The sequence below is a fragment of the Candidatus Omnitrophota bacterium genome (genome assembly GCA_041649175.1).
Lineage (GTDB): Bacteria > Omnitrophota > Gorgyraeia > Zapsychrales > JBAZNR01 > JBAZNR01.
This window is the reverse complement of the sequence record JBAZNR010000003.1, coordinates 101,940-113,646: the sequence shown is the minus strand read 5'-3', so window position 1 is coordinate 113,646 and position 11,707 is coordinate 101,940. Positions and strand designations below refer to the sequence as shown.

General features: G+C 43.7%; 10 protein-coding genes. All 10 read right to left on the bottom strand.

Annotation, left to right across the window (positions count from 1 at the left end; translation table 11 throughout):
* Positions 1–70: 70 nt before the first annotated feature.
* Complete coding sequence (gene guaA, locus WC676_07660; protein MFA5060485.1) at positions 71–1,615, bottom strand: glutamine-hydrolyzing GMP synthase; 1,545 nt, start codon at positions 1,613–1,615, stop codon at positions 71–73.
* A gap of 1 nt (position 1,616) precedes the next feature.
* The gene (locus tag WC676_07655) at positions 1,617–2,777 is read right to left on the bottom strand and encodes a GuaB3 family IMP dehydrogenase-related protein (protein MFA5060484.1); all 1,161 of its coding nucleotides are present in this window, start codon (positions 2,775–2,777) and stop codon (positions 1,617–1,619) included.
* A 212-nt stretch (positions 2,778–2,989) separates the two neighbouring features.
* Positions 2,990–4,630 carry a chaperonin GroEL gene (gene groL, locus WC676_07650; protein ID MFA5060483.1) on the bottom strand — a complete coding sequence of 547 codons (1,641 nt, stop codon included), beginning with the start codon at positions 4,628–4,630 and terminating at the stop codon, positions 2,990–2,992.
* Positions 4,631–4,670: 40 nt separating this feature from the next.
* Complete coding sequence (groES, locus tag WC676_07645; protein MFA5060482.1) at positions 4,671–4,961, bottom strand: co-chaperone GroES; 291 nt, start codon at positions 4,959–4,961, stop codon at positions 4,671–4,673.
* 161 nt (positions 4,962–5,122) lie between these two features.
* On the bottom strand, positions 5,123–5,899 hold the full coding sequence (locus WC676_07640; GenBank protein MFA5060481.1) for a type III pantothenate kinase: 777 nt from the start codon (positions 5,897–5,899) through the stop codon (positions 5,123–5,125).
* Positions 5,900–5,973: 74 nt separating this feature from the next.
* Complete coding sequence (locus WC676_07635; GenBank protein MFA5060480.1) at positions 5,974–6,525, bottom strand: hypothetical protein; 552 nt, start codon at positions 6,523–6,525, stop codon at positions 5,974–5,976.
* 19 nt (positions 6,526–6,544) lie between these two features.
* The gene (uvrB, locus tag WC676_07630; GenBank protein ID MFA5060479.1) at positions 6,545–8,524 is read right to left on the bottom strand and encodes an excinuclease ABC subunit UvrB; all 1,980 of its coding nucleotides are present in this window, start codon (positions 8,522–8,524) and stop codon (positions 6,545–6,547) included.
* A gap of 30 nt (positions 8,525–8,554) precedes the next feature.
* Positions 8,555–9,010, bottom strand: coding sequence for a hypothetical protein (locus WC676_07625; protein ID MFA5060478.1), 456 nt, complete (start codon positions 9,008–9,010; stop codon positions 8,555–8,557).
* A gap of 108 nt (positions 9,011–9,118) precedes the next feature.
* Positions 9,119–11,200: a hypothetical protein gene (locus tag WC676_07620; GenBank protein MFA5060477.1), complete on the bottom strand. Its 2,082-nt coding sequence runs from the start codon at positions 11,198–11,200 to the stop codon at positions 9,119–9,121.
* Positions 11,181–11,684, bottom strand: a complete 504-nt coding sequence (locus WC676_07615) for a hypothetical protein (GenBank protein MFA5060476.1) — start codon at positions 11,682–11,684, stop codon at positions 11,181–11,183. The genes WC676_07620 and WC676_07615 overlap by 20 nt, the downstream gene beginning before the upstream one ends.
* Between the last annotated feature and the right edge of the window lie 23 nt (positions 11,685–11,707).

The window sequence follows — 11,707 nt, the reverse complement described above, 5'->3', positions numbered from 1 at the left end:
AGGATACAGATTGGAGGAAAATTTTTACGTAACTACACTTTAAAACATCAATATCGTAAGCGGCTCAAACCTATTCCCACTCAATGGTCGCCGGCGGTTTAGAACTAATATCATAAACCACGCGATTAACACCCTGAACTTCATTGATAATGCGATTGGAGATCTTTTCTAATAGTTCATGCGGAAGCTTAACCCAATCGGCTGTCATGCCGTCGGCACTGCTGACGCAACGAAGCGCGATCGCGTTTTCATACGTTCTTTGATCACCCATGACGCCAACCGTTTTAATGGGAAGCAAGACCGCAAACGATTGCCAAATATCATTATAAAGCCCGGCCTTTTTGACTTCCTCTAAAACTCTTTCATCAGCTTCGCGTAAAATGTTGAGACGCTCTTCGGTCACTTCACCAACAATACGAATTGCCAAGCCCGGGCCTGGAAAAGGCTGGCGCTTGATCATATTCTCGGGAAGGTTTATGTATTTGCCGATCATGCGAACCTCATCTTTGAATAGGTCGCGCAAAGGCTCGATGAGCTTTAATTTCATATCCTTAGGCAATCCGCCGACATTATGATGCGTTTTTATCGTCGCTGACGGGCCGCCTAAAGGCGAAAAGGATTCAATAACATCCGGATACAAAGTTCCCTGGCCTAAGAATTCAACACCTTTGATCTTCTTAGCGGCTTCTTGAAAAACCTTAACAAATTCATCGCCAATGATCTTTCGTTTTTGTTCGGGATCCGTAACGTTTTTAAGACGTTGTAAAAATCTTTTTTGCGCGTCAACGCAGGCTAAGTTCATCTTAAAAGCGCCCTTAAAAGTTTTCTCGACAGTCGACGCTTCGTTTTTTCGCAAAAGTCCGTTATCGACAAAAATGCAGTATAGCTGTTTGCCGATCGCCTGCTGGAGCAACATCGCCGTTATAGACGAGTCAACCCCGCCGCTTAAACCTAAAACAACTCTTTTTTTACCGACAACTTCTCTGATGTTTTTCACCGTTTCATGGACAAACCGATCCATGGTCCAGCGAGGAAAACAACCGCAGATCTGAAATAAGAAATTAGAGATGATCTGCTGGCCGCGCTGTGTATGAACAACTTCAGGATGGAACTGAACGCCATAAACCTTTTTTGGTTTATTGGCAATGGCCGCGATCGGATTATTTAAGGTGTGCGCAATGGCGGTAAATCCTTGCGGGAGCTTTTTGATCTCATCGCCATGGCTCATCCAGCATGTTAGATTGCTCGGAAGGCTTTCAAAAAGCCCTTTACTGCTATCGATGAATAATTCCGCCCTGCCAAATTCCCTCTTGGGAGTTTCTTTCACTTTTCCGCCTAGCATATGCGTGATCGCCTGCATGCCATAGCAAATCCCTAGAATAGGTTTGCCCAGCTTGAAGATCTCTTTGTGCGGCAACGGAGCGTTTTTATCATAAACGCTCATCGGCCCGCCGGATAAAACCAATCCTTTGGGATTATATTTCTCGATCTCTTCCATCGAAATATTATACGGAACGATCTTGCTAAAAACCTTGCTTTCACGGATACGGCGTGCGATCAACTGTGTATATTGTGAACCGAAATCTAAAATTAGAATAACATCTTTTGTTTTCATATTATTTTCCCATTCCTACCCGTTGGCCAACCTGGAAGATCTTTCCTTCTGTTTGAATTGAGGGAGCGATGATCATCTCCACATCATGCATTTCTTTAATATTGGAAGCACCCAATGACCCCATGGATGTTTTAAGAGCACCCATGAGATTTTGTGAACCGTCATCAACCTGCGCCGGCCCAAAAAGGATCTCTTTTAATGCCCCGGTCGTTCCGACATTAATGCGTGTTCCGCGGGGTAAATTCGCATGCGATGTCGCCATGCCCCAATGATACCCTCGGCCGGGAGCTTCTTTGGCTTTGGCAAATGCTGAGCCTACCATAACCGCATCACCGCCGGACGCGATGGCTTTGCAGATCTCCCCGCCAATGCGCATACCGCCGTCTGTGATGATAGGGATATATTTTCCCCTTCTTTTGAAGAAATATTCACGGGCCGCGGCCGTATCAACGGTTGATGTGACTTGCGGAACACCGATGCCTAAAACACCGCGCGTGGTACATGCCGCTCCGGGGCCAACGCCGACTAAAAGCGCCGAAGCGCCGATTTCCATCAACTCTAAAGCGACTTCGTAGGTAACGCAATTTCCGATGATAATAGGAATTTTTGCTTTCTTACAAAACTTTTCTAAGTCTAAAACTTTATATTCTGTGGCAATATGATGCGTCGTCGCGACCGTCGATTGAACGACAAAAATATCACAGCCGGCATCTTGGGCAATATCACAGAAATTTTTAGCATTTTGAGGGATACAGCTGACAACGGCGGGAACTTTATGTGACTTGATCTCGCGAATACGCTTGGCGATCAATTTTTCTTTAACGGGAGTAAGATAAACACTTTGAACAAGTTTGGTGGCTTCTTGAGGGGTTGCGCTGGCAATTTTATTTAAAACTTCATCAGGATTTTCATAGCGCGTCTGAATACCGTCGAGATTCAAAACAGCAATTCCACCGAGTTTTCCCATGGCTACGGCAAATTTAACGTCCACAACTCCGTCCATCGCCGCCGCGACGATCGGAACAGAAAATTTCATTTTTCCGATGGCCCAACTGGTGTCTACTTCATTAGGATTTACCGTCACCATTCCGGGAACTAACGCGATCTCATCAAAACCATAACAGCGCCTTGCGCGCCGGCCAATACCAACCCATTCAGCCATAAATCCTTTGCCTCCTTAACGTTAAGAAAATTTATAATTGCGTATTGATGAAAGGAAAATCATTACTTAATTGGGATATACTATACGGATTTTGCCTTGAAATGTCAATAATAAAAAGTGCCCCGCACCTTTTATCATTCTTGAAAAATGAATTTTTAAAAGGTGCGGGGCTCCATTAAAATAATCCGTTTTCAGCTTTTCCTGCGCGGGGATTAATACATCCCGCCGCCGCCCATACCACCGGGCATCTGAGGCATTGCCGGTTTATCCTTTTCAGGTAAATCGGTAATTAAGGCTTCCGTTGTTAGCAACAAGGCCGCAATACTGGCCGCATTTTGTAAAGCCGTTCGGGTCACTTTGGCCGGATCAATAACACCGGATTGGAACATATCCACAAAGGCATCTTGGCTAATGTCATAACCAATATTACCCTTTTCTTCATTCTTGAGCTTTTCCACAATAACTGAACCCTCTAAGCCGGCATTACTGGCTAACTGCCGCAAAGGCTCTTCAATCGCGCGTTTAATAATATCAACGCCGGTTTGCTCATCGCCTTTTAACTTTAATTTTTCAAGGGCTGAAATTGTTCGAAGAAGCGCAACACCGCCGCCCGGAACAATACCCTCTTCAACGGCAGCACGGGTTGCATGCAAAGCATCTTCAACGCGCGCTTTCTTTTCTTTCATTTCTGATTCGGTCGCCGCACCCACATTAATAATAGCGACACCGCCGGAAAGCTTAGCTAATCTTTCCTGCAGCTTCTCTTTATCATAAGAAGAATCAGTTGCCTCAATTTGTTTTTTGATCTGTCCGATACGGCCGTTAATGTCGGCGGTTTTACCGGCACCTTCCACAATGGTCGTATTGTCTTTATCGATCTTGACTTTTTTCGCACGACCAAGATCGGTAAGATTTAAGTTTTCTAATTTAATGCCGAGGTCTTCCGTAATGGCTTTGCCGCCGGTCAACACAGCGATATCTTCCAACATGGACTTTCTTCGATCGCCATATCCGGGAGCTTTAACCGCCGCGCAGGAAAGAGTTTTGCGGAGATTGTTAACAACGAGAGTTGCTAATGCTTCACCTTCAACTTCTTCGCAGATCAAAAGGATCGGTTTTCCGCCCTTGGCAACTTTTTCCAATAACGGAAGCATATCCTTAATGTTTGAAATTTTCTTTTCATAGATCAAGATATAAGGATCTTCTAAAACACATTCCATCTTGTCGGCATCTGTCGCGAAATAAGGCGAAAGGTAGCCTTGGTCAAACTGCATCCCTTCCACTAATTTTAATTCCGTCGCCATGGTTTTAGATTCTTCCACGGTGATGACGCCGTCTTTGCCGACTTTATCAATGGCTTCGGCAATGATCTTGCCGATCGCATGATCATTGTTGGCAGCAATGCTGGCAACTTGCTCGACTTCTTTGGTATTTTTATTGTCAACTTTTTTGGAAAGCTTCTTAAGCTCGGCCACAACCGTTTCGACGGCTGTTTCAATGCCGCGCTTTAAAGCCATCGGATTAGCACCGGCGGTAACATTTTTTAAACCTTCCCGAAAGATCGCTTCAGCTAAAACCGTCGCGGTCGTTGTTCCGTCACCGGCATTGTCAGATGTTTTCTCGGCAACTTCCTTGACCATCTGGGCACCCATATTTTCAAATGGATCTTCGAGATCAATTTCTTTCGCTACGGTCACACCGTCTTTGGTAATGGTCGGAGAACCGAATTTTTTGTCTAGAACGACGTTACGTCCTTTGGGGCCAAGCGTTACCTTAACGGCGTGCGCTAACTGCTCAACGCCCTTAAGGATCTTGCGTCTGGCTTCTTCACTAAATAATAATTGCTTTGCCATGGTAAAACTCCTCCTTTGATTAACTTAAAATTGCCTAATATTACTTGATGACAGCCAAAACATCTTCTTCGCGCATGATCAACAGCTCGTCACCTTCACGCGTCGTTATTTCACTTCCGCTATATTTTCCATAAAGGATACGGTCTCCGGCTTTCACTTCCAAAGGATGAACTGTGCCATTGTCTAAAACTTTTCCTTTTCCGACAGCAACGACTTTGCCCTCTTGCGGCTTTTCCTTTGCTGTATCCGGCAGGACAATTCCGCCCTTTGTTTTTTCTTCAGCCTCTAAAGGCTTTACGACAATTCTGTCGCCTAATGGTTTGATCTCCACGACAAACACCTCCTTTAAAATGTTGAACTTGAAAAACTTTTCAAAATTTCCCGCTAAACAAAGTTAGCACTCTTAACTTCAGAGTGCTAATGTACCGAAAATCAAAAATTTTGTCAAGAATTTTTTTAGCGCTCTAAAATTCAGAGTGCTAACAAACCTTGCTACCGAGAACAGTGCTGGTCGATCAGATGAATTCCCTTAAAGACCAAATCCTCTTCAATGACACAATTCGAACGGCGGATAAAACGGCGGATGAGACGAGCATGGCCTCCAGTCAGGATAACTTTTGGTTTTGCTTTTAATTTTTGCGCGATCAAATCGATCAAGCCATCGCATAAAGCCCCGTACCCATAAAAGATCCCGCTTAAAATACTACTTTCGGTATCACGCCCAATGATCTCCTTGGGAGTTTTTATCTTTATTTTCGGCAAAAGCGCTGTGCGCTTGAATAAAGATTCCGTTGAAAGACGAAGCCCGGGAATGATCATCCCCCCTAAATATTCCCCTTTTTTCGAAATAATATCAAACGTGATGGCCGTACCGGAGTCAATAACGATCACCGGAACTCCGTAAAGGATCTTTGCCGCATATGCGCCCACCAACCGGTCCTGCCCAACCTGACGCGGATTACGGTAACAATTTCTCATCGGAACCTTGATGTCAGCTCCGACAAAATAAAGATCTTTCCTGAAAACTTGTTTAATGATGGACGCGACAACTTGGGACACGCGTGGAACAACACTGCAGGATATTATTTTACTGATCGCAGGATAATTGTTCTTGATCCTTTTAAAAACTACCGTTAGCTCCGCTTTTAAATCACGGCTTTCCAAAACGCTTTCTACGCGCCAAACTTTCACAACACGCTCCCCACGCAAGACCGCCAGCGCAACGGTTGTATTGCCAATGTCGATCGCTAAAATATATTTTTTATCCATAATCACATTCTCATTTTAATTCCGGTAAAAGTTTCTCGTATTATACTCCCTGTGCCAGCCTTTCGCAATTTTCTTTAAGAATTCGGATATTTTGATAAGAAGAAATAGGCAAAGCCAATGACAATAAACGGCGCGTAAATGATCCACTTCTTCATAACTCTTAGTATTTTCTGGTCGGAAAAGAAATAAAAATCATAGAGGGCGAAAATAGCCGGCAGGATGAGCGCTTTTTTGCTGAATAACAAAGAAAACCCGAACATAAAAACCGCTAAAACAATATAATTCTTTTTGTTGGTTTTATCGCTTTTCACAAAAGCTAAGAATGATTTTAAAGCGAAGAATAAGAACGCAAATTCTTTTAAAGTCACGCTAGCCTCTAACCGAGCGACGATCAGAATACCGGCCAGAAACACGATCCCCCAAGTGAACGCCGTTTTCTTGTTGTGCAATACGCTGGTCAAAAGAAGAAAGATCAAAAACGAATTCGCCGCCGCCAAAGAAATATTCATCACATAGATCACTGCTGAGCGCGCGTGAACTAAAAAAGGAACCACCAAGGCCAACACAGCAACACAGGCAAAAAATAAAAACACATTTGTATTGCTGAGCTTAAAGAAGTTTTTCACTTTAGCTTTCTGAAAACCTTTAGCGGTTTTTCACTTTGATATTCTTTAGTTCTTTGATCTTATCCCGCAAGATCGCGGCCCGCTCGAATTGAAGATTGCGCGCGGCTAGCTCCATTTCCTGCTCTAATGCACTGACAAATTCCGAAAGCTCATACTCTTCGCTTTTTTGCCCTACGGCATCCAGGACGATTTCCTGCGCTTCTTCTGATCCTTCAATTCCCTCCCGGATCGCTTTCTTGATCGAGGTAGGTGTAATGTGATGTTTTTTATTGAACGCTAGCTGTATTTCTCGCCGCCGCTCGCATTCTTCGATGGTTTTACGCATAGCTGTCGTGACCGTATCCGCATACATAATGACCATGCCGTTCATATTTCGGGCCGCGCGGCCGGCCGTTTGAATGAGCGATGTTTGGGAGCGCAAAAATCCTTCTTTGTCGGCATCAAAGATCGCCACCAGAGAAACTTCGGGCAAGTCCAAACCTTCTCTTAATAAATTAATCCCTACCAGGCAGTCAAATTTCTTCTGACGAAGTTCTTTTAAGATCTTTGTTCGGTCGATCGTTTCAATGTCCGAATGTAGATACTTTACCTTTATTCCTTGTTCTTCTAAATAAGCGGAAAGGTCTTCGGACATTTTCTTAGTTAACGTTGTCACCAAAGTCCGTTCTTTTTTCTTGGCGCGTTCGCAGATCTCTTTAACGAGATCGTCCACTTGCCCTCGAGAAGGACGGACAACAATGGGCGGATCAACAATACCGGTAGGACGAATGATCTGCTCAGTGATCCTTTGCCCGCTATCGTTTTTCTCAAAATCTGTCGGCGTCGCGGAGACATAAACCCTTTGCCCTATGATTTCCATAAATTCTTTGAATTTCAACGGACGATTATCCAAACATGATGGAAGGCGAAATCCATGTTGGACTAAAGTTTCTTTGCGCGAACGATCCCCCTCATACATTCCGTTGATCTGCGGAACCGTTACATGCGACTCATCAATAATGGTAATAAAATCATTTGGAAAATAGTCCAAAAGCGAGAACGGCCTGCTTCCCGGCGGCCTGCCCGAAAGCGGACAAGAATAATTTTCAATGCCGTGGCAATATCCGATTTCTTTTAGCATCTCCATATCATAGCGTGTTCGGGAATTCAGACGCTGAGCCTCAAGCAATTTTCCCTGCTTATTGAGAACATCCACGCGCTGAGCTAATTCCCGGTGGATCGTTTCAATGGCCTCTTCAACGCGAGGCGAAGAAACAACAAAATGTTTAGCCGGGTAAATAGCGATCTTCTCCAGCTCAACTTGTGTTTTTGACGTTAAGGGATCGATCTGGGTGATCTTTTCGATCGAATCACCGCAAAATTCTACCCGCAGCGCGTCCTGCCGATAAGCCGGAAAAACTTCCACCACATCTCCTCGCACCCTGATCTTCCCTCTGGAAAATTCATAATCATTGCGCTCATACTGAATATCCACCAATCTTGCGATAACCTGATCGCGGTCGATTTTTTGTTCTTTCTCTAAATGCACGAGTGATTCTTTGTAGTCCGAAGGCGCTCCCAAATTATAGATACACGAAACACTTGATACGATAATGACATCGCGCCGGGACATCAAAGACGTCGTCGCTGATAATCTCAGGCGGTCCAGGCGATCATTGATGGACGCATCTTTTTCGATATAAACATCGGTTTGGGGGATGTAAGCTTCCGGCTGGTAATAATCGTAGTAACTAACAAAATATTCAACAGCGTTTTGCGGAAAAAATTCTTTGAACTCACTATAAAGCTGAGCGGCTAGGGTTTTATTATGCGAGATAACTAGGGCGGGTCGATTAAGCTCTTTAATAACATTCGCCAGCGTAAAGGTCTTTCCGCTTCCCGTTACGCCCAAAAGGACTTGGGCCTTATGACCCTGCTTTATGCCGCTCATAAGCTGACGAGCAGCCTTTTGCTGTTCCGCAACAGGGCGAAACTTGGACTTCAGGATGAATTTTTCCATGCCAGAACCGAGACGAGAAAAGAAACGCGGCTATTTTTCTAGTAATTCTGAGATCTGATCAAAGATCTTATAGACGACAGAATCATTCTTATAATTTTGGACGCTCTTAAACAAGACCGGCATCACCGAGACATAACGAATTTCAACATCCGTGCTATTACCATCTGCTTGCTTCAGATAAACATTGAGGCTCATATACCGCGAAGACAAGATCAAAGGCGTTTGGCGGACCTCAGTAAAAATAAGGACCTGTCGCGGACCGCTTTCCTGGGTGTCAGGGCCATGCTCAAAAACCGACGGGTGGGTTGTTTCAGAAATACGCCAGCCTAAATTCTCCAGGGCCTTGGTTGTGGCGGCTAACGTATCGTCAAAATTATGAAAATATTGTTTTTTATAAGGAAATTCATCTTGAAGGTACTTTGGGATCTTAACCGTGACACATCCTGCCAGCAGAAGCGCCATCGCTATGGATAATATCTTTTTCATTAAACCTGCCCCTTTCAAATCCGTCACTAGGTTGTTGAGCTATTAAAACTGCCCCATTATATCGTTTTCCAATCAGATGGTCAATGCCCTAATCGAGAGGACAAAAACCTACGGGCCCTCAACAGCTTGATTAACTTTTTGTTCAATATAGCGCTGGACCTTGACCCCGATCTGTTCTTTTAATTTGTCCCGAAAATTGCTCTCGATAAGCTCGGTGCGAAGCGATGTTGAAAAACCGCTTACATGAACAACAAAATCTAATAATTGATCCCGTTCACGCGCAATGGAAAGCAAAGTCTTGAATATTTTTGATTGTTCTAAAGAAGCCCTAGGTAAGCTAAGCGCCACAACGCCATCCAGCCAAGGACGCTGATCAACGTCAAAGCGAGAACGCAATTGAACATGGTCACCGTCTAGGTCCAGGCGGCTAATCAGCGTTTTCTGGTCGGTCAATTCAAAATCAATAATAACATTTTTCCCCTGAACCTCTCGCAAGGAATCTATGCCGATAAATTCCGAAACCTTGTCTAGGGGCGCAAAATTTTTCAACGAAAAATTTTGCGCCGCAATTGTACCTCGAAGAACAGATACGTCCTGGTTTTTTATTTCGATCGAGCCGCTGACAATGCCTGAAATGTCACAAGTAAGAGGGTCAAATAGCTTAACATTTTTTAAATCTAAATTCTCAAAATTAAGCTGTAGAAAATAGCGGCTAAGCCCATTTCGAAAATTGATCGCCCCCTTAGCCAAAACCACTCCGCCATAGCCCGGCATCGAAAAATCATCCAGCCATGTCGTTTTGCCTTTCGTATGGAACTTTAAATCGGCAGTTTTAAATTCAAAACCCTGAACCACCTTTGACGATTTTTCTTCTCTTTTTAGCTCTTCAAAGAAAACACCATGTGTTTTGACGTCCCATGACTTGGAAGATCTTCCCGGAAAGAATAAAAGATCCTTCATGCGACATCGATATTGCTTATCCTTAGAATAATCATGGACAATGTCAACTTGCCCCAAAAAACCGTCTTTTCCCCATCGCCCTTTAAAAAAGGCCGCAAGAATGAGCTTGGCCTTCCTTGATCTTTCACGTTTATCCGGACGCTGAAAAATATCACAACGAAGGTCCAGGCGCGGAGAGAAAATGTTAATCACATTCCCGCGTAAATTAAATTGCGTTTCATCATCTACGATCCCGCTTAATTGCTCAACAACGAGCGTATTACCCGGCAATTGATATCGGAAACGCCCTGTAAGATTGTCTAGTTTTAAAAGATCTTTGTCGATATTCAATTCTACCGATGGCATGGATAATTCTGACTGAAAATCAATGCGTTCAAGATTTCCGATCAGCTCGCCGGTTAAGCTTATTTCGCCGCCCTGAGGCGAAAGCTGTTTTAAATTCGCCATTTGATCCAGGCGAACCGGATCCGAATGGAATTTAATGGAAATATTCGGCTGATAGGCAAGATCCCTGATCATCCCCGTTCCTCGAAAAACAAATTGTTTATAGGAGAAATCCGCGTGATTGATCAGAAGATCGCCCGATAAAAATTCAACATCAGCTAGGAAATTAACACCCTGGATAAAGATCTTCTGCGCAAAACTTTTTTCCGCGATCGGTCCGCGATAACGCACCTGCCCTTGGCATTTACCGTAAGAATTGCTCGCCGTGAGGCAAAAATCTAAAAGAAGTATTCCGGCATCCTTACTTCCGGGAAGATCGGGAAGCTTAACCGCAAAATTTTGAAAACAAATATTCTGGTACTCGGGGACATCAAAAACTTTTTCATCTCTCTTTTGATGAATTCCTTGCTTTGCTATTAATGATTGCTGTATATTTTGAACGATTTCTTTTTTCCAGCGGTCAATGTGGCCGTTTTTCATAACAGCTTTTCTGATCACCAAATCTCCTTTCCACAGATCAGATAAGGCGTAATAAACAAATCCACGGTCGGCCAAGAAAATACGGTTTTCAGGAAATTCTAAAAACACTTCCTGTAAAATCATTTTTCCGGGCCGAGAAAAGATCAGTCCGCTGACTTGTAACGTTTTTCCGGCAGAAACATTGACCTGGTTAAGGATTATCCTGGAGAGAAAACTCGTAAGCGGATAAACGGGGGCAACAACCAAAAAGCAAAGCCCAAACGGCAATAGAAATCTGGCGCAATCCCTAAGGGACAATCTGGACAAAAACATCTCCGTTTAAGAAAACATCGATTTTGTCGACAAAATAGAGGATTTCGTACTGGCTGCCAAGCAAAGATTTATACTTAATGCTTTTGTAGCGGTCGAACAAGAGCACGAACTGTTTATTAAAAATTTCTTTCTTAAGATCTTCCGTTATTTGTGCTTGGCCAGCGGTTTGAGCTATCTTGTAAAGATAACAATTCGCCAAAAGGATATGCAAATCCGCAAGCCGATTTTTCTTATAGTCTTCAAAAGCAAGCCTGGCATCCACAAAATCATTGATCTTAAAATAGTATTCGGCGATGGCAAATTCTATGTTTTTAATGCGGCGCTCGTTTCGCTCTTCCGACAACTTCTTTCTTAAACTGATAAATCTTTCAAAATCTCGGTCCAACCCGCTCGAAGAAACACAATTCGAACTTAAAAAGCAGCATCCTCCCGAAAGGCAAAGAATTGAAACACACACGACAATGAGAATTTTACGCATATTTTTTCCTATGGGTTATGGGT